This is a genomic window from Pseudomonas sp. GW821-FHT09C10 (assembly GCF_059418085.1).
Genome location: NZ_JBWKPE010000003.1, coordinates 303,751 through 325,418 on the forward strand (window position 1 = coordinate 303,751; position 21,668 = coordinate 325,418).

Below are 21,668 nucleotides of genomic sequence, written 5' to 3' on the forward strand. Positions count from 1 at the left end.
AAACATCGAATAAATCGACTGGCGTGAAGCTTTTAATCGTCCACTGCATCAAGGAATTCGTCTACCACAGGCATCTCACCCAATCGTGACGGAATGTTTAGCCCGAAGTGCAGATAGGCATGGCGCGTCACCACTCGCCCCCTTGGCGTGCGCATGATATAGCCCTGCTGGATCAGGTACGGCTCCAGCACATCCTCGATGGTATGGCGCTCTTCACTGATGGCCGCCGCCAGGCTGTCGACACCTACCGGACCGCCATCGAACTTCTCGATCATGGTCAAGAGTAGACGTCGATCCTGATGATCGAAGCCGTGCTCGTCCACATCCAGCAGGTTCAGGGCCAGGTCCGCCACGGCCTTGGTGATGTGCCCCTTGGCCCGGACTTCGGCAAAGTCACGCACGCGACGCAGCAGGCGGTTGGCAATCCGTGGCGTGCCCCGGGCCCTACGGGCAATTTCGAACGCGCCCTCCGGGTCCAGGGGCAAGCCGAGAATACTGGCCGAACGGCTGACGATGGTCGCCAGATCGGCGGTGCTGTAGAACTCAAGACGTTGAACAATGCCGAAACGGTCTCGCAGCGGGTTGGTCAGCATGCCCGCACGGGTCGTCGCGCCCACCAGCGTGAACGGTGGCAGGTCGAGCTTGATCGAGCGCGCCGCCGGGCCTTCGCCGATCATGATGTCGAGCTGGAAGTCTTCCATCGCCGGGTACAGGACTTCTTCGACGATTGGCGAGAGCCGGTGGATTTCGTCGATAAACAGCACATCGTGCGGTTCGAGGTTGGTGAGCAAGGCCGCCAAATCACCTGGCCGCTCCAGCACCGGGCCGGAGGTGGACTTGATCGACACGCCCATTTCCTGGGCAATGATGTTGGCCAGGGTGGTTTTACCCAACCCTGGAGGGCCGAAGATCAGGGTGTGGTCAAGGGACTCACTGCGCCCGCGCGCGGCCTGGATGAACAACTCCATCTGCTCGCGCACGGTGGGCTGGCCGATGTATTCGGCCAGGCTCAGGGGACGGATGGCGCGGTCCTGGACTTCTTCACGGTCGCGCGGGCCGGTGGCCGCGATCAGACGATCAGCTTCAATCACTTAAATCATTCCCTTCAGGGCTCGGCGGATCATGTCTTCGCTGCTCAGGTTCTTGTCCTTGATGGCCGAGACGGCCTTGCTGGCCTCCTGGGGTTTGTAGCCCAGGGAGATCAGCGCACTGACGGCATCGCTTTCAGCACTCGCGACCTGGCCCGCCGGCATGTCCGGCTGGTTCGGCACCAGGGCGAACATGCTCGGCACCACCTCCCAGGCCTTGAAGCGGTCCTTGAGTTCTACCAGCAGGCGCTCGGCGGTTTTCTTGCCCACGCCCGGTACCTTGGTCAGCGCCGAGGTATCCTGGGCCGACACGGCACGTACCAGCTCATCCACTTCCAGGCTCGACATCAACGCCAGGGCCAATTTAGGCCCCACGCCATTGAGGCGAATCAACTCGCGGAAGAAGTCGCGGTCACGCTTGCCAATGAAACCATAGAGTAGTTGCGCATCTTCGCGCACCACCAGATGGGTATGCAGCGTTATGGGCTCACCGACCGACGGCAGGCGATACAGGGTGGTCATGGGCACTTCCAGCTCATACCCCAGCCCGTTTACATCCAGAATCAGGTGCGGCGGCTGTTTCTCAGCCAGAGTGCCGCGCAAGCGTCCAATCACGGTTCAGATCCTTAAAGCTTGGGGTCAGAGCGAGGCCTGACCGGAAATAACGATTGCGCTGATGCTATCAGAGACGCAGGCGCCCGCCACGACTGCGTGCCGTGCCCAAGCCGTGAGGCAACAGGCTGGAGCGCGTGTGCGCATGGCAAATGGCAATGGCCAGGGCGTCGGAGGCATCGATCTGCGGCTTTGAGGTGAGCTTGAGCATGTGCATGACCATCATCTGCACCTGCTCTTTATTGGCCGCGCCGGTGCCGACCACGGACTGCTTGACCTGGGTCGCGGTGTACTCGGCGATCTCCATGCCCTCCTCGGCGCCGGCGACGATGGCGGCGCCACGGGCCTGGCCGAGCTTCAACGCCGAATCTGCGTTTTTTGCCATGAACACCTTTTCGATGCCCATGGTCACCGGTCCGTAGGTCTGGATCACTTCACGCACGCCGCGATAGACGATCTGCAGGCGCTCAGCCAACTCGCCTGCGCCGGTACGAATACAGCCCGAAGCGACGTAGACGCAGCCGCGCGGGGTGTGTTGCACCACACCAAAACCGGTGATGCGCGAACCGGGGTCGATACCTAGGATTAAAGTCATAACGCCTGCAGGTCGGATAAACACATTTTTTGATACACCGTAGTTCTAATGTGGGAGGGGGCTTGCTCCCGATGGCGATCGTCCAGTTAGACATAGGCTGACTGATACACCGCCATCGGGAGCAAGCCCCCTCCCACATTTAGATCTACGTCACTCTTCAGCCTAGCTGTTCGGCCACGGATTCCGGGATGTCGGCGTTGGAATACACGTTTTGCACATCATCCAGGTCTTCGAGCATATCGAGCATCTTCAGCACTTTCTGCGCACCGTCCAAGTCCAGCTCGGCACTGGTGGTCGGCAGCATCACGATCTCGGCGTCGGAGCCTTTGAAACCGGCCGCTTCCAGGGCGTTACGCACGGCGTAGAAGCCGGCGAACGAGGTAAACACGTCGATGGAGCCATCTTCATTGGTCACCACGTCGTCGGCATCCGCCTCCATCGCCGCTTCCATCAGTGCATCTTCATCCACACCCGGCGCGAAGGAAATCTGCCCCTTGCGTTCGAACAGGTAGGCCACCGAACCGTCAGTCCCCAGGTTGCCGCCACACTTGCTGAACGCATGACGCACGGCGGCTGCAGTACGGTTGCGGTTATCGGTCATGCATTCGACCATCACCGCCACGCCACCCGGGCCGTAGCCTTCGTAGGTCAACTCGACCATGTCGTCGGTGTCGGCAGCCCCGGCCCCACGGGCCACGGCACGGTCGATAATGTCGCGACTCATGTTCGCGCCGAGGGCCTTGTCCAGGGCCAGGCGCAGACGCGGGTTGGAGCCCGGGTCACCACCGCCCTGGCGAGCAGCGACCGTCAGCTCACGGATCCACTTGGTAAAAATCTTGCCTTTCTTGGCATCCTGACGCTCTTTGCGGTGCTTGATGTTCGCCCACTTGGAATGGCCAGCCATAACACAACTCCGAAATTCTCTAGAAACCTTATCAACCCCACCCCGGGTGGGATACACCCCTTGTAACGCAAAGGCGCATCCGAAGATGCGCCTTTTTAGACTGCGTAAACCTCAGTGCGCTTTCACGCAGCAGCCTTACTCAGCCTTCGGCGTCTCGCGCAGGCGAATATGCAGCTCGCGCAATGCCTTGGCATCCACCACACCCGGAGCCTGGGTCATGACGTCCGCAGCACTCTGGGTTTTCGGGAAGGCGATCACTTCACGGATCGACTGGGCACCGGTCATCAGCATCACCAGGCGGTCGAGGCCGAAAGCCAGGCCACCGTGGGGCGGCGCACCGTATTTCAGGGCGTCGAGCAGGAAGCCGAACTTCTCTTCCTGTTCCGCTTCGTTGATGCCCAGCAGGCGGAAGACCGCTTGCTGCATCTCTTTGCGGTGGATACGGATCGAACCGCCACCCAGCTCAGTACCGTTCAACACCATGTCATACGCACGGGACAGCGCGCCTGCCGGGTTGGCTTCCAGCTCTTCGGGCGAGCACTTCGGCGCGGTGAACGGGTGGTGCAAGGCGCTGAAGCTGCCGTCGTCGTTCTCTTCGAACATCGGGAAGTCGACGACCCACATCGGTGCCCACTTGCAGGTCAGCAGGTCCAGGTCGTGGCCCAGCTTGATCCGCAGCGCGCCCAGGGCTTCGCTGACGATCTTGGCTTTGTCGGCGCCGAAGAACACGATGTCGCCGTCGACCGCGCCCACGCGATCCAGGATCACATTGAGGTTGGCTTCCGGGATGTTCTTCACGATTGGCGACTGCAGGCCTTCAACACCCTTGGCGCGCTCGTTGACCTTGATGTACGCCAGGCCCTTGGCACCGTAGATGCCGACGAACTTGGTGTAGTCGTCGATCTGCTTGCGCGGCATGCTCGCGCCGCCAGGCACGCGCAGGGCGGCGATGCGGCATTTCGGGTCGTTGGCCGGGCCGCTGAACACCTTGAAATCGACTTCGGTGAGCTGGTCGGCCACGTCCACCAGTTCCAGCGGGTTACGCAGGTCTGGCTTGTCCGAACCGTAGCGGCGCATGGCCTCTTCGAAGGTCATGTGCGGGAATTCACCGAACTCCAGGTCCAGCACTTCCTTGAACAGGTTGCGGATCATCTGCTCGGTGATGCCCATGATCTCTTTCTCATCGAGGAAGCTGGTCTCGATGTCGATCTGGGTGAATTCCGGCTGGCGGTCGGCGCGCAGGTCTTCGTCGCGGAAGCACTTGGCGATCTGGTAGTAACGGTCGAAGCCGGCCACCATCAGCAGTTGCTTGAACAGCTGCGGCGACTGCGGCAAGGCGAAGAAACTGCCGGCGTGGGTACGGCTAGGCACCAGGTAGTCACGCGCGCCTTCCGGGGTGGCCCGGGTCAGGATAGGCGTTTCGACGTCAAGGAAGCCGTTCTCGTCAAGGAAGCGGCGGATGCTGGTGGTCATGCGCGAACGCAGGCGCAGCTTCTCGGCCATTTCCGGACGACGCAGGTCCAGGAAACGGTAGCGCAGACGGGTTTCTTCGCCGACGTCGGAGTATTCGTTCAACGGGAACGGCGGGGTTTCCGACTCGTTCAGTACTTCCAGCTCGTAGCCCAGCACTTCGATCGCACCGGACGCCATGTTCGCGTTCACGGCACCGGCCGGACGCAGGCGAACCTTGCCGGTGATCTTCACGACGTACTCGCTGCGCACACGGTCAGCGGCGGCGAAGCTCTCGGCGCGGTCCGGATCGAATACCACCTGGGCCAGGCCATCACGATCACGGATATCGAGGAAGATCACCCCGCCGTGGTCGCGGCGACGGTGAACCCATCCGCAAAGGGTGATTTCCTGACCATCCAGGGTCTCGTTCAGTTGGCCGCAATAGTGGCTGCGCATCATGGTAGTGGTTTCACTTCTCGTAATTCGAAATTCGGTGGAGGCCTGCCTCGTCACCGTACATTAAAGCAGGGGACGGATAATGCAGGAGCCTGCGCATGGAGTTCAACTCAGTCTGCTTTGTCGCCGCCCGCCAGGTTCTTCTTCGAACCGGTCTTGAAATCGGTCTCGTACCAGCCGCTGCCGCTCAGGCGGAAGCCCGGCATGGACAACATCTTCTTGAGCTCGGGCGCCTGGCAGGCCGGGCAATCGACCAGCGGCGCTGCGCTGATCTTCTGGATGGCTTCCAACTGATGTCCACAGGAAGCACATTGATAGTCGTACATGGGCATGGCGATGTCTCGGCGGTCGATCGTTACTGTGCCGCGCCCGCTCCTGATAGAGAGCAGAGGGAGAAAGCCCCGGCAGCAGCAAAGCGCGGGATTATATCTGGTAAATCAAGGCAGCGCAGCCGGCTTTCTGCCCGGAGCCTGGTCCACCTCCACGGCGGACCTGCCCCGGGACGTGCCGATTACTCTAGGTTGGCTGAGACGGCACGACCTTTTAACAGATGAACCACACACACCACCCTGACCAACCCACTGAAGTTCTTCACTCCTCCGTACCGGAGGTGCACTTCCCGATCGACATAGGACAGCAATGCGCTGACAGAGCAGGCATTGATCCTGGCTATTTCCGTGAGGATATTCCAATAGATCTGCTCAAGCCGAAGACAAGTGGAAAACCCATTGAGCCTTACCGATCGGGACAATGGCTTGGCCAGCCCCATATCGAACCCCTTGGCGAAGGGGTCGACGCTTATCTTGTGGAAACCACCGGTTTCCATCACTCCCACATCCACTCCACGTGACATACACCTGACACTCCATTGCCAAACAACAGCCCATGGGCTCTCCCATTGGACAATGGCCCTATAAGACAGCAGGACGAAGCAGGCAGCCAGAAGACGGGGCGTTGATAGGCGTAGGACAACGCCAGGAAATGCGTGGAAACAAGCAAGTGGCGCCACAACGGCGCCACTGTGGGTGACGTTTACTGGTTTTCGAGCAGGGAGCGCAGCATCCACGCGGTTTTCTCGTGAACCTGCATGCGCTGGGTCAGCAGGTCCGCGGTCGGCTCATCGCTGACCTTGTCGAGCAACGGGAAAATACCGCGTGCGGTACGCGTGACCGCCTCCTGGCCCGCCACCAGTTGCTTGATCATCTCTTCTGCGCTTGGAACACCCTCTTCTTCCTTGATGGAGGAAAGACGGGCGTAGATCGAATAGGCGCCTGGTGCCGGGAAACCCAGGGCACGGATACGCTCGGCTATGGCGTCCACCGCCAGCGCCAGTTCGTTGTACTGCTCTTCGAACATCAGGTGCAGCGTACGGAACATGGGGCCCGTGACGTTCCAATGGAAGTTGTGGGTCTTCAGGTACAGTACATAGGTATCGGAGAGCAGTCGTGAAAGCCCATCGACGATGGATTTACGATCTTCTTCACTGATACCGATATCGATTGCCATGTTTATCCCCTTCAATTGACAAGCATTCATTGATCAGGTGCACGACCACTCTAGCAAGAGCGGCGCAGAGACGCAGCCCGACACCCTCGGGCGACATGCGGCAAATCGCCCCTGCACGACCTGTCAGCCCGTGCAGTACAAGCCTTTGGGCACATCGGAAATTTCTTTTAAGGCCGCCAGAAACACCTGCACATGTCTAGGACAAGCGTTTCACGCAGAAATGCCACGCCCCTTTCAACCGCGGAAAATGCTCGATTTGAGTAGGCACGGCCTTTGCTGTTAAATAGGCAGCGTGTCGCCGTCGTTAATTTCCACGGCAAGCGGCATAGGCTGATACCCGCGCACGTGCCCAACGCCTCCCATTGTTCAGAAGCGAACCGTGCCAGTCAGCTCTTCCTTGTGATCCGTCTTAACGTGAGTTAATCAAAATGTTGAAAATCGTCCACCTGCTAACGGGCGTTGCAGCGTTGCTGCTGTCCTTTATCCCGAGCCTGCAGCCTGAAAGCCTGCCCTACCTGCAACAACACGACGCTCTGTACCTGGCCTTGTTCGGCCTTCTTAACCTGACGCTCGCTCCCGTAATCCCTTACTGGAACAAAGGCACACGTCATCAACTGCAAAACCTGGTCAGCGCGCTGCTGGTACTGACCGTTGTCGTACAAACCCTCACCCTCCTGGCACCTATGCCTGAAGTGGGCGGCCATCCGGCCATCCTGCTCAGCCTGGTGATTGCTGTGGTCGCTATCGTTCTTCACCTGGCCATCAGCTTCTACCGTTCGTCCCCGGCGGCCGCGTCGCAAAACTACGACATGACCAATCGGGATACCGGTACCGTCAAGTGGTTCAACACCTCTAAAGGCTTCGGCTTTATTTCCCGCGATTCGGGCGACGACATCTTCGTCCACTTCCGGGCTATCCGTGGCGAAGGCCATCGCGTCCTGGTTGAAGGCCAGCGCGTGGAGTTCTCCGTGATGAATCGCGACAAAGGCCTGCAAGCCGAAGACGTGATCGCAGCCCTGCCGCGTCGCTGATTCCAGCCTTCGCAGCAAAAAAAACCGCGATCCAGCCTGGCTGGGTCGCGGTTTTTTTATTGCCCTCGGATTAATAGTGCGGTGGCGGCGCCTCTTCTTCGGACGTCTCGAACTGGCCGCCCATTTCTTCCTGGCGCTTGAGCAGCGCGGTCATCTGCAGCTGCAGGCGTTCAACCGCGCGCTGCTGGGCGACCAGGATGTCATTGAGGGTCTCGATGGTGTCGTCCTGAAAAGCCAGGCGGCTCTCCAGATCGGTAACGCGGTCTTGCAAGTCCATGGTTCAACCCTGGGTAAAGATAAAGTCGGCAGGCAGCAACGCGCGCAGGCGCACACGAATGGCCGCCACTTGCTCTTCAGTGTACGGCTGGGCCGGATGCTTGCCCCACACCGGCGCAGGCCACGCGGCGTCATCACGCTTGCGTACGATCACATGCACGTGCAACTGGCTGACGACATTGCCCAGCGCACCGATATTCATCTTGTCGGCGTCCAGGCCTTCGTTGAGTAACTGCGCCAGCAGCGTAGTTTCCTTCCAGAGAATCTGTTGATCTGCGACATCCAGCTGAAACACTTCACTGATACCGTTGATGCGTGGCACCAGGATGAACCACGGGTAATTCGAGTCATTGGACAGCAGCAGGCGGCACAACGGGAAGTCCCCGATCACCAGTGTGTCTTGTTGCAGGCGTTGGTCTAAGGCGAACACCACGGGCACTCCGTTTGGCAGGTCAAGTTCTGGCGCCCAGCATACCTTTGAATGCAGGCGGCTTCACGGCGAATGCGGGAGAGGCCCGGCGCATCCGGAGAAAAAAACGCACCCTTTCGATGCAGGCGAATAATTGAGCTACGCTAACTCGGGCCTCACCGGGATGCACCAAAATGACCCACTTGTGCCTCAAAGAGATCCGCCAACTACCCACTCATGGGGGTGGACCGGTAACGTTTTTCTCGGGCAAGGTTTTTTTGCACCCCCGAACAGCGGTAACACACGGGCGTCAAGCCCAAACCAAACGGCGTAAAAAGCCCGTGCTTATGCGGTTTTTACCCCGTCGTAACGTTTTTCACGAAAAAATGACATTCAGTTACCGGTTTGGGCGCGCTTGTTGCATTCACCCCCCTATCGTCGACAACGGCACCTGCAGGGAAGTGAGTGTTTCGCGATAAAAAACAGTGGCGTTTCAATGCATACCAAGGAAGACGACAAACGCTGAAAGACGTTTGAAAACAGCATTGAAGTTGTCAGTCCCGTTACATTCGGACTGTGAATTTGCGACATGGAACTAGCAATTTACGACAGCCTCGTAAAGAAGCTGAAAGGAAAGATGGGTAAGTATCGTCAATAGAGTCTGCGTGATATAACTTTGCGCCGACACAAAAAAGAAAGAGCCGCCCAGATAAAAATACAGGTGGGACGGCAGTACTCTTCCTAAAACCAAAGGAGCAAATCACGATGCGCGTGATGAAGTGGAGCATGATCGCCCTGGCTGTTTCAGCAGGCACCTCGCAGTTCGCAATGGCGTCCGCCCAGGACGATTCCAAGGGCTTTGTTGAAGACAGTACGTTCAGCATTAACACTCGCGCTCTGTACTTCAGCCGCGACTTCCGTAACAACCCGTCGGGCCCGACCTCACAAAGCCGCGCTGAAGAGTCCGGCCTGGGCTTCAACGCCCTGTACCAATCGGGCTTCACCCAAGGCACCATCGGTGTCGGTGTTGACGTAATCGGCCTGTTGGGCGTGAAGCTCGACAGCGGTAAGGGTCGTGCGGGTACCGGCCTGTTCCCGACCGGCTCCGATGGTCGCTCACAAGACGATTACTCCAAAGGCGGTGGCGCCGTTAAGTTCCGTATCTCCGATACCGTGCTGAAAATCGGTGACCAGTACACGACAGCTCCAGTGTTCGCTTCCGATGACAGCCGTCTGCTGCCAGAGCTGCCACAGGGTATCTCGATCACCAGCAACGAGATCAAGGGCCTGAAACTGGAAGGCGGTCACTTCACTTCCAGCGTCGCGCAGAACCAGACCTACCATGACAGCCTGGGCCTGACGAAGACCGACTTTGTCGGCGGCGTCTACTCGTTTACCCCAGAGTTCACCGGCAGCCTGTACTACGCGAAAACCGAAGATTACTTCCGCAAGTACTACAGCAACCTGAACTGGACCCACGCACTTAGTGACGACCAGTCGTTCGCCTTGGACTTCAACATCTACGACACCAAGAGCGAAGGCGAAGGCCTGCAACGCGCCTCAAAAGACAGCGCGCTGCCATTTGATCAGCGTACCAAGCTCGACAACCGTGCATTCAGCCTGCAAGGTGCCTACACCATCGGCGCTCACACCTTTACTCTGGCAGCTCAGAAGGTTACCGGCGACGGCGACTACGGTTACGGTGTAGACGGCGGCGGCACAGTGTTCCTGGCCAACTCCGTTGCCCGTTCCGACTTCAACGCCGAAGGCGAGAAGTCCTACCAGGCTCGTTACGACATCAACATGGCAACCTTCGGCATTCCTGGCCTGAGCTTCATGACTCGTTACGTGACCGGTAGCGGCGCCAACACCGCCACGACGTCGAACGGCAAAGAGTGGGAACGCGACATCGAAGGTAAATACGTGATCCAGAGCGGCCCTGCCAAAGACCTGAGCCTGCGTATTCGTCAAGCGACCTATCGCTCGTCTGACGGCGTCTACTACGGTTCTTCGTCCATCGACGAACTGCGTCTGATCGCGCAATACCCGCTGAACATCTTGTAATTGCCGGTTCAATTACAACGATGACTTAAGGCCCCGGCCTTAAACAAAAAAGCCGCTCCCCTGTTTACAAGGGAGCGGCTTTTTTTATTGCAGTTTTATTTCAGCGAATAAATAACTAGCAAGCTAACTAACGAGATTCAGGTGACACGTTTAACCTGACCTTTCGGCCAAGTTAAACGCGCTTCTTTCACTTACTTCGGAGCTGCTTCCTGCATCACTCGAATAACGCGCTGCGGAAATGGAATATCAATCCCCGCTGCCTTTAAACGATCACGCGCCAGTTCATTCAACATGAACACCACATCCCAATAATCCGGGGTATTGGTCCAGCAGCGCAGGGAAACCGTGATCGAGCTATCGCCCAAGGTCGACACCACGGCCACCGCAGCAGGATCCGTCAGTACGCGCGGATCTTTTGCCAGGTCCAGCAGTACTTCACGGGCCTTTTGCAGATCCGCCTCGTAGTCCACACCCACGTCAAACACCACCTTGCGGGTCGGCTGACGGTTGGTGTTGGTGATGATGCCGTTGGACAGGATGCCGTTGGGCACGATGACGGTCTTGTTGTCACCGGTACGCAGCACGGTGTGGAAGATTTGGATGCTATCGACGGTCCCGGAGGTGCCCTGGGCTTCGATCCAGTCACCAATGCGGAACGGGCGGAACAACAGGATCAGCACGCCACCGGCAAAGTTGGCCAGGCTGCCTTGCAACGCCAGGCCGATGGCCAGGGTAGCGGCACCGATGGCGGCGACGAACGAGGTGGTCGCCACGCCGATCATCGAGGCCACACTGACAATCAGCATGACTTTCAGCGCAATGTTCGCCAGGCTGGTGATGAAGTGCTGCAGCGCCAGGTCCGCGTTACGCATGGCCAGCAGGCGGCCCACGCGATGGGTCAATACGTTGATCAGCCACCAGCCAATGGCCAGGGTGATCACCGCCAGCAACACCCGGCTACCGTATTCCATGATCATCGGGATCCATGACTGCGACGTCTTGATCAAGTGATCCATTTCAGCGTTTAAATCCATGTAGCTTCTCCTGTATGGCGGATGTGCGGCTTATTGACTGCCTGAAAACGCAAATGAGCCCCGTAGGGCTCAAGAGCGGGCGCTGGCTCTGGGGCGTGGGACGCCGAAAACGTCCACAGGTTCCCCAATGTGCCATCAGTCGCGGAAGTTATTGAACTGCAGCGGCATGTCGAAGGTCTTGGCGCGCAGGGCGGCAATGGCCTCCTGCAGGTCATCGCGCTTCTTGCCGGTGACACGAACCTGCTCCCCCTGGATGGCAGCCTGGACTTTCAGCTTGGCATCCTTGATATGGGCAACGATCTTCTTCGCCAGCTCCTTGTCGATACCTTCCTTGAGTACGGCTTCCTGCTTCATCAGCTTGCCGGAGGCGTAGGCGTCCTTGATTTCAAGGCACTGCGCGTCGATCTTGCGCTTGACCAGCGACAACTTGAGGATCTCGATCATCGCTTCCAGCTGGAAATCGGCTTCAGCGGTCAGGTTGACGGTCAGTTCCTTTTCCTTGAATTCGAAGCTGCCCTTGCCTTTCAAGTCATAGCGGCGGTCCAGCTCCTTGACGGCGTTCTCGACGGCGTTGGTGACTTCGTGTTTGTCCAGTTCAGATACCACGTCGAACGAAGGCATGTGATTTCTCCAATATAAGGGGCGGGCTCAGTAGAGATGGAGCGCGCCCGAGCTAAAATGCCGGGGCATTATAGCGGTTCTTTCGTCCCGTTCACTGTGAGCGACCCTACGGAGCAAAAACTGATGTCGACCACCTGGCATATTCTCGGCGCGGGCAGCCTGGGCACACTGTGGGCCACCCGCCTGGCTCGTGCCGGCTTGCCCGTCAGGTTGATCCTGCGCGATGCCAGGCGCCTGTCCAGCTACCGGGCTTCACCCGGCTTGACCCTGGTGGAACACGGCGTCGCCCACACCTACCCGGTGTTCGCCGAAACGCCCGACAGCCCCGAGCCGATTCATCGCCTGCTGGTAGCGTGCAAGGCCTACGACGCCCAGGGCGCTGTCGCACAACTGCAACACCGCCTGGCACCGGACGCCGAGCTGATCCTGCTGCAGAACGGCCTTGGCAGCCAGGACGCGGTGGCCGCGCAACTGCCCCAGGCGCGCTGCATTTTTGCCTCCAGCACCGAAGGCGCGTTTCGCGACGGTGACTGGCGCGTGGTGTTCGCCGGCCATGGCTACACCTGGCTGGGAGATGCGAGCCACCCTACTCCGCCGCTGTGGCTGGATGACCTGCACGCTGCGAGCATCCCCCACGAATGGAGTGCCGACATCCTGACGCGTCTGTGGCGCAAACTGGCGCTCAATTGCGCGATCAACCCGCTGACGGTGCTTTACCAGTGCCGCAACGGCGAACTGCAGAACCATCAATGTGAAGTCGCGACCCTGTGTGCCGAACTTGCCGAACTGCTGGAATGCTGCGGCCAACCCGCCGCCGCGCGGGATCTGCACCAGGAAGTGGAACGGGTCATCCAGGCCACGGCCGCCAATTATTCCTCCATGTACCAGGACGTAGCCAACGCCCGCCGCACCGAAATCAGCTACTTGTTGGGCTATGCTTGCCAGGCGGCCGCCCGTCACCAATTGAGCCTGCCCCATGTTCAACAACTGCAAGTGCGCCTGGTCGAGCAGTTACTTGCACGCGGATTGCCCCGCGACTGAGCCACGCGCTACCCTGCCCGCCTGTCTATCACCTGGGAAAACCCTGATGCCGCTGCGCCAGCGTCTAGAAAACCTACCGGTCGGGCAGAAACTGCTGGCCGCCCTGCTGGTGCTGCTGACCACCGTCCTGCTGGTGGCCAACCTGACCTTTATCAGCGCCGCCTACTGGATCTCCCAGGAAAGCATGGCGCCCCAGGCCTTGCAGGCCATCGGCCGGCTGGTGTCCAACCCGGCCCTCGCCGCCGAAGCCCTTGAGTCCCCAGCCAAGGCCGATGCGCTGCTCAATGAACTGACCAGCTATTCGCCCCTGCGCGCCGCCGCCTTGTACGACGGCGAAGGCAACCGCCTGGCGCAGATGCAACACGGCGATCGCCTGCACCTGCCGGACACCTACCGGCATATCGAAGCCTGGCGAGTGACCGAATTTCGCAGTAACCAGGTCATCACCCTGCCCCGTCCCGGCCAACCGTCCGGCCACCTGTTGCTGGTGGCCAGCAGTGAGCTGCCGGTGGCCTTCTATACCGGCACATTGACGGCGAGCCTGGGCATCCTGATTTTCAGTGTGCTGCTGTGGTTGATCATCGCCCGGCAGATCAAACGCCTGATCACCCGGCCGATCCATGAACTCGAAGAGCTGTCACGCCAGGTCACCCGCGAAGAGAACTACGCCCTGCGCGCCGGCCCAGGCAACCACGACGAAATCGGCAGCCTGGCCGAAGCCTTCAACACCATGCTGTCGCGCATCGAAGCCCGGGAGCAGCAGCTCAAGCGCGCGCGGGACGATTCCCAGGCGGCCTACGACCAGGCACAAGGCCTGGCCGAAGAGACGCGCCACACCAACCGCAAGCTGGAGCTGGAAGTCCAGGTGCGCAGCAAGATCGAGAAAAAGCTCACCGGTTTCCAGAACTACCTGAACAGCATCATCGACTCGATGCCTTCGGCACTGATCGCCCTGGACGAACAGCTCTACGTCACCCAATGGAATCAGGAAGCCACGGCTCTGTCCGGCACACGCCTGGATGAAGCGCTGAATCAACCGATCTACCTCGCCTTCCAGCCGCTCAAGCCGTACCTGCCGCAGATCAAGGCCACGGTGGAGCAGCACACGGTGGAACGCATCGAGCGCGTCACCTGGATCAAGGACGACGAACCCAAGCATTACGCCCTGACCTTCTACCCGCTGATGGGCGGTGCCGGGCGCGGCGTGGTGATCCGTATCGACGACATCACCCAGCGCCTGTCCCTGGAAGAGATGATGGTGCAGTCGGAAAAAATGCTCTCCGTCGGCGGACTTGCCGCCGGCATGGCCCACGAGATCAACAACCCGCTGGGGGCGATCCTGCATAACGTGCAGAACATTCGCCGGCGCCTGTCCCCCGACTTGCCCAAGAACCTGGAACACGCCGAACAGGTGGGGGTTGAGCTGGACACTGTCAACCGCTACCTGCAAAGCCGCGAAGTGCCGCAACTGCTCGACGGTATCCAGCAGGCGGGGGCACGGGCGGCGAAAATCGTCACCCACATGCTCAGCTTCAGCCGCCGCAGCAACCGGCAGATGGCGCCTTGCGACCTGCCGGCGCTGATCGACCAGGCGGTAGAAATCGCCGGTAATGACTTTGACCTGGCCATTGGCTTCGACTTCAAGGGCCAGGCGATCATCCGCCAGTTCGACCCGCAACTGGGCCCCGTGCCCGGCACGGCCAACGAACTGGAACAGGTGCTGCTCAACCTGCTGAAAAACGCCGCCCAGGCCATTCACCTGCGCGAGGACGACAGCGAACCGGGGCGCATCATCCTGCGCACGCGCCTTAACCCGCCGTGGGCGGAAATCCAGGTGGAAGACAACGGCATCGGCATGAGCGAAAACGTGCGCAAACGCACCTTCGAGCCGTTCTTTACCACCAAGGAAATCGGCCAGGGCACCGGGCTTGGGCTGTCGGTGTCGTATTTCATCATCACCAACAACCACAAGGGCCAGATGGAGGTGCATTCCACCCTCGGCCAAGGCACCTGCTTCACCTTGCGCCTGCCCCTGGCGGGCCAACTGCCACCTTACGAACTCACCCAACTGGAGCACTGACCATGGGCTTTCGCCTGTCGAAGATTTACACCCGCACCGGCGATAAAGGCGAAACCGGCCTCGGCGACGGCCGCCGCGTGCCCAAGGACCATCCCCGGGTGGAGGCCATCGGCGAGGTCGATACGCTCAATAGCCAGTTGGGGTTACTGCTGGCGTATCTCGAAGCCCTCGGCGGGCAGCATCCAGGCTTACAGGACGTGATCGAGGTGCTTACGCCTTGCCAGCATCGATTGTTCGATCTGGGTGGGGAGTTGGCCATGCCGGAGTACAAGGCATTGAACGCGGCGGAAGTGGATCGACTGGAAGCGGCGATCGATCGCTGGAACGAAGAGCTCGGGCCCCTGGAGAATTTCATCTTGCCCGGTGGTTCAGCGCTGATTGCCCAGGCCCATGTGTGCCGCAGCCTGGCGCGCAGTGCCGAGCGGCGCTGTCAGCATTTGAATGCTGTCGAGCCGTTGGAAGGGGTGGGGTTGGCGTATATCAATCGGCTGTCGGATTTGCTGTTTGTGGCGGCAAGGGTGATCGCCAGGCGCCAGGGGGTGGCTGAGGTTTTGTGGCAGGCCGCCGCGAAGCCACATTGATATTTTTTGCTGATTGACAGGGCCTCATCGGGGGCAAGCCCCCTCCCACATTTTGATCACACTCCAAAGTTGGAACCCGGTCGAATGTGGGAGGGGGCTTGCTCCCGATAGGGCCCTTCAGAACAGCATCAAACCTCAGGCCAGAACGCTCGAATCCCTGCGACACCTTGAGCGCCGGCTTCCCAAGCCTGTTCCCGCTCAGCAGGCCCTACCCCACCCAACAGAAACACCGGTTTGCTGAACCCACGGATCAACTCTGCCGCCTGTTCCCAGCCCAACGGCTGCGCATCGGGATGGGTCTGGGTCGGCTGCACCGGCGACAGCGTGACAAAATCCACGTCCATCAACTCCGCCAACGCCAGTTCTTCCGCGTTATGGCATGACGCCGCCAACCAGCGGTCCTTCGGCAACGGCCGGCCCTTGCTCGCATATTTGCGCAGTTGGGCCGAGGTCATATGCCAGCCGGCCGCCGGGAAGTCCCCGAGCCATTCAAACGGACCCTTGAGCATCAACTGCGCCTTACCGGCGCACAGGCCCACCGCATCTACCGCAAGATCGCGGTATTTGGGGTCATAACCGTTGGGCGCCCGCAGCTGGATCAGCTTGATGCCACCGGCGATAGCTTTCTGGATCCCGCGCAAGAGCGTGGGCGTTTCCAGCTCGCCCGGCGTGATCAGGTAATCGGCCGGCAAGCGCGCAGCCGCCACGATCGGCGCGTTGGCCGCCGGGAACTCATAGTGGGGCAGATCGCGCGGGGTCACCCATTCCAGCGGTTGTCCCTCGGCACCGTGGGGCTCGCCGGTAAAGGCCGAGACTTCCCAGACATCCAGCAACACCTGCTTGTCCGGGTAGTCATGCTGCACCTTGATCAGCGGTCGCGCCGTGGAGACCTGAATACCCAGCTCTTCCTGCAACTCACGGGACAGGGCCGTGGCGACCGACTCATCGGCCTCCACCTTGCCACCGGGAAACTCCCACAGGCCGCCCTGATGCTGGGTATCGGCACGGCGCGCCAGCAGGATCCTGCCGTCGACACCGCGGATCACCGCTGCTGCTACATGCACTCGTTTCACCGCGCTTATCCTCTTCTATCAGGTGCGGTATTCCGCATTGATCTTCACGTACTCGTGGGACAGGTCGGTGGTCCAGATGGTTTCGCTGCACTCACCGCGACCGAGTTCGATGCGGATAGTGATTTCTTCCTGCTGCATCACCGCCGAACCCTGGGCTTCGGTGTAGGTCTCGGCACGGGCGCCACGGCTGGCGATGCATACGTCGCCCAGGAACACGTCGATCTTGCTCACGTCCAGGTCCGGCACGCCGGCACGGCCGACGGCGGCCAGAATGCGACCCCAGTTCGGGTCGGAGGCGAACAGCGCGGTCTTGATCAGCGGCGAGTGGGCCACGGTATAGCCGACATCCAGGCATTCCTGATGGTTGCCGCCGCCGTTGACTTCAACGGTCACGAACTTGGTCGCGCCTTCACCGTCACGCACGATGGCCTGGGCCACGTCCATGCACACCTCGAACACCGCCTGCTTCAGCGCCGCGAACAGCGGGCCGCTGGCTTCGGTGATTTCCGGCAGGTTGGCCTGGCCGGTGGCGATCAGCATGCAGCAGTCATTGGTGGACGTGTCGCCATCAATGGTGATGCGGTTGAACGACTTGTTGGCGCCGTCCAGGATCAGGCTGTGCAGCACATCGCGGGAAACCTTGGCGTCGGTGGCGATATAGCCAAGCATGGTGGCCATGTTCGGGCGAATCATGCCCGCGCCCTTGCTGATGCCAGTCACGGTAACCGTCACACCGTCGTGCACGAACTGGCGGCTCGCGCCTTTTGGCAGGGTGTCGGTGGTCATGATGCCGGTGGCGGCTGCCGCCCAGTTATCCACAGACAGGTCGTCCAGCGCGGCTTGCAGGGCGCCTTCGATTTTTTCGACCGGCAGCGGCTCACCGATGACGCCGGTGGAGTATGGCAGCACTTGGCTGGCGTCCACGCCGGCCAGTTGGGCCAGCTTGGCGCAGGTACGTGCGGCGGCGACCAGCCCAGGCTCACCGGTACCGGCGTTGGCATTGCCGGTGTTGGTCAGCAGGTAACGAATCGAGCCGGCAACACGCTGCTTGGCCAGGATCACCGGCGCGGCGCAGAAGGCGTTGAGGGTGAACACGCCCGCAACGGTCGAGCCTTCGGCACAGCGCATCACCACCACATCCTTGCGCCCTGGGCGCTTGATGCCGGCCGAAGCGATACCGAGCTCAAAACCGGCAACCGGGTGCAATGTGGGCAAAGGACCAAGACCAACAGCCATGAATGCGCTCCTTAAAAATAGGTGATGTCTGTGCCGTCGTGATCGACGGTGAAATTAATGGCAAAACGCCGCGACGGCAGGGGCCGGTCGCGGCGCGGGGTGTAGCAGCGTCAGGCAAAAATCTTAGTTGATTTCGCCGTGGCAGTGTTTGTACTTCTTGCCCGAACCGCACCAGCACAGTTCGTTGCGGCCCAGCTTCTGCTCGTTGCGAACCGGGGTCTGGGCCAGGACTACATCGACCTCTTCACCCAGAACTTCAGGCGCTTCCAGACCCGGTGCCTCGTCGTGCTGGAACTGCATGCGCGCAGCCAGTGCCTCGGCCTCCTGGCGCAGGCGCGCCTCTTCCTCGATCGGGTCTTCGCGACGCACCTGAACGTGGGACAGCACGCGAATCGAATCGCGCTTGATCGAATCCAGCAACTCGGAGAACAGCGTGAACGACTCGCGCTTGTACTCCTGCTTCGGGTTCTTCTGGGCATAGCCACGCAGGTGGATGCCGTGACGCAGGTGGTCCATGGTCGACAGGTGGTCTTTCCACAGGTCGTCCAGCACGCGCAGTACGATTTGCTTCTCGAAGGTGCGCAGTGCTTCGGCACTCGCCTGCTCTTCTTTCTCGTTGTACGCGGCCAGCAGCTCGGTCATGAGCTTCTCGCGCAGGGTTTCTTCGTACAGGTGGTCGTCTTCGTCGAGCCATTGCTGGACCGGCAAGTCGACACCGAAGTCGCTCTTCAACGCAGCTTCCAGACCGGCGACATCCCACTGTTCAGGCAGCGATTGTGGCGGGATATGTGCGCTGACAGTGGCGTTGAGCACATCCTGACGGAAGTCGGCGATGGTTTCGCCAATGTTGTCGGCGGCCAGCAACGTGTTACGCATGTGATAGATCACTTTACGCTGTTCGTTGTTGACGTCATCGAACTCGAGCAGTTGCTTACGAATGTCGAAGTTACGGCCTTCTACCTTGCGCTGGGCCTTCTCGATGGCGTTGGTCACCATGCGGTGCTCGATCGCTTCACCGGACTGCATGCCCAGGGCCTTCATAAAGTTCTTCACCCGATCCGAGGCGAAGATACGCATCAGGCTGTCTTCCAGGGACAGGTAGAAACGGCTGGAACCGGCGTCACCCTGGCGGCCGGCACGACCGCGCAGCTGGTTGTCGATACGACGGGATTCGTGGCGCTCGGAGGCGATCACCTGCAAGCCACCGGATTCCAGCACGGCCTGGTGGCGTTTCTGCCAGTCTGCCTTGATCTGGGCGATCTGCTCAGGGGTCGGATCGTCCAGCGAAGCCACTTCCACTTCCCAGTTGCCGCCCAGCAGGATGTCGGTACCACGACCGGCCATGTTGGTGGCGATGGTCAGCGCGCCTGGGCGACCGGCCTGGGCGATGATCTCGGCTTCTTTTTCGTGGAACTTGGCGTTGAGGACCTTGTGCTCGATGCCTTCCTTGTTGAGCAGGTTGGACACGTGCTCGGAAGTCTCGATGGTGGCGGTACCTACCAGGATCGGACGCCCCTGGGCCATACCGTCCTTGATGTCGTTGATGATCGCCGCGTATTTCTCTTCGGCGGTCAGGAACACCAGGTCGTTGAAGTCTTTACGGGCCAGCGGCTTGTTCGGCGGGATGACCACCACCGACAGGCCGTAGATCTGGTGGAATTCGAACGCTTCGGTGTCGGCGGTACCGGTCATGCCGGACAGCTTGTTGTACAGGCGGAAGTAGTTCTGGAAGGTAGTGGACGCCAACGTCTGGCTTTCGGCCTGGATGTTGAGCATTTCCTTGGCTTCGATGGCCTGGTGCAGGCCTTCGGACAGACGACGGCCCGGCATGGTACGGCCGGTGTGTTCGTCGACCAGTACAACCTGGCCATCCTGCACGATGTATTCGACGTTGCGATGGAACAGCTTGTGGGCACGCAGGCCGGCATACACGTGGGTCAGCAGGCCCAGGTTGTGGGCCGAGTACAGGCTCTCGCCTTCGGCCAGCAGGCCGATCTGGGTCAGCATGTCTTCGACGAACTGGTGACCGGCTTCGTTGAGTTCGACCTGGCGGGTCTTCTCGTCGATGGTGAAGTGACCTTCTTTGGTCACCACGCCTTCCACTTCCTCGATGTGCTGCTCAAGGCGCGGGATCAACTTGTTGATCTCGGTGTACAGGCGCGAGCTGTCTTCGGCCTGGCCGGAGATGATCAGCGGGGTACGGGCTTCGTCGATGAGGATGGAGTCGACTTCGTCGATCACGGCAAAGTTGAGTTCGCGCTGGAATTTTTCTTCCATGCTGAACGCCATGTTGTCGCGCAGGTAGTCGAAACCGAATTCGTTGTTGGTACCGTAGGTGATGTCGGCGGCGTAGGCGGCGCGCTTCTCTTCCGGCGGCTGGAACGGCGTTACCACGCCGACGGTCAGGCCGAGGAATTCATACAGCGGGCGCATCCAGTTGGCGTCCCGGCGAGCGAGGTAGTCGTTCACCGTCACCACGTGCACGCCCTTGCCGGACAGTGCGTTGAGGTAAACACCCAGGGTTGCTACCAGGGTCTTGCCTTCACCGGTACGCATTTCGGCAATCATGCCTTCATGCAAGGTCATGCCGCCGATCAACTGGACGTCGAAGTGGCGCATGCCCATGACACGCTTACCGGCTTCACGGGCAACCGCAAAGGCTTCGGGAAGCAGCTTGTCGAGGGTTTCACCTTTGGCTATGCGGGCCTTGAACTCTTCGGTCTTGGCGCGCAATTGCTCGTCCGAAAGGGCAACCATCTGCTCTTCGAAGGCATTGACCAGCTGCACCGTCTTGAGCATGCGTTTGACTTCGCGCTCATTCTTGCTTCCAAAAAGTTTCTTTAACAAAGGCGCAAACATATCGGCAGGTTCTTCCACACATAGGGATGGAGGGCGCACCGTGAGTGGCCCGAGCAGCCCTCACGGCCGCATGCGAACGCGCATTCTACCCGGAATCGTGGGTGAGGAAAGTGGCGTTGTTTCCCGATGCTGGCATGGGGCTGTGAGAGGGCTTGTTTAAAATAAGGGCTTTTGCGCGAACTTCAACCCGTGGAGCTCATTGATTTTGTGGATAAAGCCCCGGCAATGCATTGCCCGGGGCCGCGTAGACGCTTTCTGCTAAGATGGCCGCTCTGTTACTTAAGGTGTCCAATCATGGCATTTCGCCCTCTTACAGCCCGCGCGCCCAGCGTGTTGCTTCGCGAAGCCAAGCCGTTGAAAGCCATCTTTGGCCATGCGCAACGCTTGGGCCATTTGCAACGCCTGCTCGAAAGCCAACTTCAACCGGCCGCCCGTGAGCACTGCCACGTGGCGTCCTGGCGTGAAGGCAACCTGCTGCTGATTGTCACAGATGGCCACTGGGCGACCCGCTTGCGCTATCAGCAAAAACGCCTGCAGCGTCAATTGATGGCGTTCGATGAGTTCGCCAGCTTGACGCGCATCCAGTTCAAGGTGCAGCCGCCGACCGTGCAGCAAGGCGCGGCGGGCCACACGATGGACTTATCGGAGACGGCGGCCGAGACGATTCAGGCCACGGCCGACGGCATCAGCGATCCGGGCCTGCGCGCGGCACTTGAGCGGCTGGCCGCCCATGGCAAGCCCAAACCCTGA

The 21,668-nt window shown here is 60.1% G+C and carries 21 protein-coding genes; 6 read left to right on the forward strand and 15 right to left on the reverse strand.

Going from position 1 to position 21,668, the window contains the following annotated elements; translation table 11 throughout:
* Positions 1–32: 32 nt before the first annotated feature.
* The 8 genes from ruvB to AC07OT_RS08475 form a co-directional block, all read right to left on the reverse strand.
* Positions 33–1,091: a Holliday junction branch migration DNA helicase RuvB gene (gene ruvB / locus AC07OT_RS08440; protein ID WP_003193867.1), complete on the reverse strand. Its 1,059-nt coding sequence runs from the start codon at positions 1,089–1,091 to the stop codon at positions 33–35.
* Positions 1,092–1,703: a Holliday junction branch migration protein RuvA gene (gene ruvA / locus AC07OT_RS08445; RefSeq protein ID WP_003175802.1), complete on the reverse strand. Its 612-nt coding sequence runs from the start codon at positions 1,701–1,703 to the stop codon at positions 1,092–1,094.
* A 67-nt stretch (positions 1,704–1,770) separates the two neighbouring features.
* Positions 1,771–2,295 carry a crossover junction endodeoxyribonuclease RuvC gene (ruvC, locus tag AC07OT_RS08450; RefSeq protein ID WP_027605540.1) on the reverse strand — a complete coding sequence of 175 codons (525 nt, stop codon included), beginning with the start codon at positions 2,293–2,295 and terminating at the stop codon, positions 1,771–1,773.
* 157 nt (positions 2,296–2,452) lie between these two features.
* On the reverse strand, positions 2,453–3,199 hold the full coding sequence (locus AC07OT_RS08455) for a YebC/PmpR family DNA-binding transcriptional regulator (RefSeq protein ID WP_027605539.1): 747 nt from the start codon (positions 3,197–3,199) through the stop codon (positions 2,453–2,455).
* Positions 3,200–3,334: 135 nt separating this feature from the next.
* Positions 3,335–5,110: an aspartate--tRNA ligase gene (aspS, locus tag AC07OT_RS08460; RefSeq protein WP_027605538.1), complete on the reverse strand. Its 1,776-nt coding sequence runs from the start codon at positions 5,108–5,110 to the stop codon at positions 3,335–3,337.
* 107 nt (positions 5,111–5,217) lie between these two features.
* Positions 5,218–5,439, reverse strand: coding sequence for an FmdB family zinc ribbon protein (locus tag AC07OT_RS08465; protein ID WP_010208103.1), 222 nt, complete (start codon positions 5,437–5,439; stop codon positions 5,218–5,220).
* A 179-nt stretch (positions 5,440–5,618) separates the two neighbouring features.
* A complete protein-coding gene (locus AC07OT_RS08470; RefSeq protein WP_065939167.1) occupies positions 5,619–5,960 on the reverse strand; it encodes a ribbon-helix-helix domain-containing protein in 342 nt (113 codons plus the stop codon).
* 179 nt (positions 5,961–6,139) lie between these two features.
* Positions 6,140–6,613 carry a Dps family protein gene (locus AC07OT_RS08475; RefSeq protein ID WP_027605536.1) on the reverse strand — a complete coding sequence of 158 codons (474 nt, stop codon included), beginning with the start codon at positions 6,611–6,613 and terminating at the stop codon, positions 6,140–6,142.
* A gap of 428 nt (positions 6,614–7,041) precedes the next feature.
* On the opposite strand from AC07OT_RS08475, the gene AC07OT_RS08480 reads away from it, so the two are divergent.
* Positions 7,042–7,644: a cold-shock protein gene (locus AC07OT_RS08480; RefSeq protein ID WP_005790922.1), complete on the forward strand. Its 603-nt coding sequence runs from the start codon at positions 7,042–7,044 to the stop codon at positions 7,642–7,644.
* A gap of 70 nt (positions 7,645–7,714) precedes the next feature.
* Here AC07OT_RS08480 and AC07OT_RS08485 read toward each other — a convergent pair whose 3' ends face one another.
* Together AC07OT_RS08485 and AC07OT_RS08490 are read right to left on the reverse strand one after the other, a co-directional pair.
* The gene (locus AC07OT_RS08485) at positions 7,715–7,921 is read right to left on the reverse strand and encodes a SlyX family protein (RefSeq protein ID WP_027605535.1); all 207 of its coding nucleotides are present in this window, start codon (positions 7,919–7,921) and stop codon (positions 7,715–7,717) included.
* Between the two features lie 3 nt (positions 7,922–7,924).
* Positions 7,925–8,350: an HIT domain-containing protein gene (locus tag AC07OT_RS08490; protein WP_495107881.1), complete on the reverse strand. Its 426-nt coding sequence runs from the start codon at positions 8,348–8,350 to the stop codon at positions 7,925–7,927.
* Positions 8,351–9,094: 744 nt separating this feature from the next.
* Here AC07OT_RS08490 and AC07OT_RS08495 point away from each other — a divergent pair.
* Positions 9,095–10,393 carry an OprD family porin gene (locus AC07OT_RS08495; RefSeq protein WP_098478850.1) on the forward strand — a complete coding sequence of 433 codons (1,299 nt, stop codon included), beginning with the start codon at positions 9,095–9,097 and terminating at the stop codon, positions 10,391–10,393.
* A gap of 191 nt (positions 10,394–10,584) precedes the next feature.
* Here the strand turns inward: AC07OT_RS08495 and AC07OT_RS08500 are convergent, their stop codons facing one another.
* On the reverse strand, positions 10,585–11,427 hold the full coding sequence (locus AC07OT_RS08500) for a mechanosensitive ion channel family protein (RefSeq protein WP_027605532.1): 843 nt from the start codon (positions 11,425–11,427) through the stop codon (positions 10,585–10,587).
* Positions 11,428–11,562: 135 nt separating this feature from the next.
* Positions 11,563–12,048, reverse strand: coding sequence for a YajQ family cyclic di-GMP-binding protein (locus AC07OT_RS08505; protein WP_003175814.1), 486 nt, complete (start codon positions 12,046–12,048; stop codon positions 11,563–11,565).
* Between the two features lie 123 nt (positions 12,049–12,171).
* Between AC07OT_RS08505 and AC07OT_RS08510 the strand changes: the two genes are divergently transcribed.
* The 3 genes from AC07OT_RS08510 to AC07OT_RS08520 are packed head-to-tail and all read left to right on the forward strand — an operon-like array spanning position 12,172 to position 15,750.
* Positions 12,172–13,089 carry a putative 2-dehydropantoate 2-reductase gene (locus AC07OT_RS08510; RefSeq protein WP_495107882.1) on the forward strand — a complete coding sequence of 306 codons (918 nt, stop codon included), beginning with the start codon at positions 12,172–12,174 and terminating at the stop codon, positions 13,087–13,089.
* Positions 13,090–13,135: 46 nt separating this feature from the next.
* Positions 13,136–15,169, forward strand: a complete 2,034-nt coding sequence (locus AC07OT_RS08515; protein WP_115487178.1) for a sensor histidine kinase — start codon at positions 13,136–13,138, stop codon at positions 15,167–15,169.
* 2 nt (positions 15,170–15,171) lie between these two features.
* Positions 15,172–15,750 (forward strand): cob(I)yrinic acid a,c-diamide adenosyltransferase, encoded by a 579-nt coding sequence (locus AC07OT_RS08520; RefSeq protein ID WP_027605529.1) that lies wholly within the window; start codon positions 15,172–15,174, stop codon positions 15,748–15,750.
* Positions 15,751–15,878: 128 nt separating this feature from the next.
* On the opposite strand, the gene AC07OT_RS08525 is transcribed toward AC07OT_RS08520, so the two are convergent.
* The 3 genes from AC07OT_RS08525 to secA form a co-directional block, all read right to left on the reverse strand.
* A complete protein-coding gene (locus tag AC07OT_RS08525; protein WP_495107883.1) occupies positions 15,879–16,823 on the reverse strand; it encodes a Nudix family hydrolase in 945 nt (314 codons plus the stop codon).
* Between the two features lie 18 nt (positions 16,824–16,841).
* Positions 16,842–18,059 carry a bifunctional glutamate N-acetyltransferase/amino-acid acetyltransferase ArgJ gene (gene argJ, locus AC07OT_RS08530; protein WP_027605527.1) on the reverse strand — a complete coding sequence of 406 codons (1,218 nt, stop codon included), beginning with the start codon at positions 18,057–18,059 and terminating at the stop codon, positions 16,842–16,844.
* A gap of 123 nt (positions 18,060–18,182) precedes the next feature.
* Positions 18,183–20,918: a preprotein translocase subunit SecA gene (gene secA / locus AC07OT_RS08535; protein WP_065939173.1), complete on the reverse strand. Its 2,736-nt coding sequence runs from the start codon at positions 20,916–20,918 to the stop codon at positions 18,183–18,185.
* Between the two features lie 294 nt (positions 20,919–21,212).
* Here secA and AC07OT_RS08540 point away from each other — a divergent pair, with 294 nt between their 5' ends.
* On the forward strand, positions 21,213–21,668 hold the full coding sequence (locus tag AC07OT_RS08540; RefSeq protein WP_027605525.1) for a DUF721 domain-containing protein: 456 nt from the start codon (positions 21,213–21,215) through the stop codon (positions 21,666–21,668).

Excerpts from the sequence above, each read along its gene's own strand:
- AC07OT_RS08505 (WP_003175814.1), bottom strand. The coding sequence starts at position 12,048 with ATGCCTTCGTTCGACGTGGTATCTGAACTGGACAAACACGAAGTCACC.
- AC07OT_RS08515 (WP_115487178.1), top strand. The coding sequence starts at position 13,136 with ATGCCGCTGCGCCAGCGTCTAGAAAACCTACCGGTCGGGCAGAAACTG.
- AC07OT_RS08475 (WP_027605536.1), bottom strand. The coding sequence starts at position 6,613 with ATGGCAATCGATATCGGTATCAGTGAAGAAGATCGTAAATCCATCGTC.
- AC07OT_RS08520 (WP_027605529.1), top strand. The coding sequence starts at position 15,172 with ATGGGCTTTCGCCTGTCGAAGATTTACACCCGCACCGGCGATAAAGGC.
- AC07OT_RS08455 (WP_027605539.1), bottom strand. The coding sequence starts at position 3,199 with ATGGCTGGCCATTCCAAGTGGGCGAACATCAAGCACCGCAAAGAGCGT.
- AC07OT_RS08510 (WP_495107882.1), top strand. The coding sequence starts at position 12,172 with ATGTCGACCACCTGGCATATTCTCGGCGCGGGCAGCCTGGGCACACTG.
- argJ (WP_027605527.1), bottom strand. The coding sequence starts at position 18,059 with ATGGCTGTTGGTCTTGGTCCTTTGCCCACATTGCACCCGGTTGCCGGT.
- AC07OT_RS08500 (WP_027605532.1), bottom strand. The coding sequence starts at position 11,427 with ATGGATTTAAACGCTGAAATGGATCACTTGATCAAGACGTCGCAGTCA.
- AC07OT_RS08495 (WP_098478850.1), top strand. The coding sequence starts at position 9,095 with ATGCGCGTGATGAAGTGGAGCATGATCGCCCTGGCTGTTTCAGCAGGC.
- AC07OT_RS08485 (WP_027605535.1), bottom strand. The coding sequence starts at position 7,921 with ATGGACTTGCAAGACCGCGTTACCGATCTGGAGAGCCGCCTGGCTTTT.
- ruvC (WP_027605540.1), bottom strand. The coding sequence starts at position 2,295 with ATGACTTTAATCCTAGGTATCGACCCCGGTTCGCGCATCACCGGTTTT.
- AC07OT_RS08480 (WP_005790922.1), top strand. The coding sequence starts at position 7,042 with ATGTTGAAAATCGTCCACCTGCTAACGGGCGTTGCAGCGTTGCTGCTG.
- AC07OT_RS08465 (WP_010208103.1), bottom strand. The coding sequence starts at position 5,439 with ATGCCCATGTACGACTATCAATGTGCTTCCTGTGGACATCAGTTGGAA.
- AC07OT_RS08470 (WP_065939167.1), bottom strand. The coding sequence starts at position 5,960 with ATGTCACGTGGAGTGGATGTGGGAGTGATGGAAACCGGTGGTTTCCAC.
- aspS (WP_027605538.1), bottom strand. The coding sequence starts at position 5,110 with ATGATGCGCAGCCACTATTGCGGCCAACTGAACGAGACCCTGGATGGT.
- secA (WP_065939173.1), bottom strand. The coding sequence starts at position 20,918 with ATGTTTGCGCCTTTGTTAAAGAAACTTTTTGGAAGCAAGAATGAGCGC.
- AC07OT_RS08540 (WP_027605525.1), top strand. The coding sequence starts at position 21,213 with ATGGCATTTCGCCCTCTTACAGCCCGCGCGCCCAGCGTGTTGCTTCGC.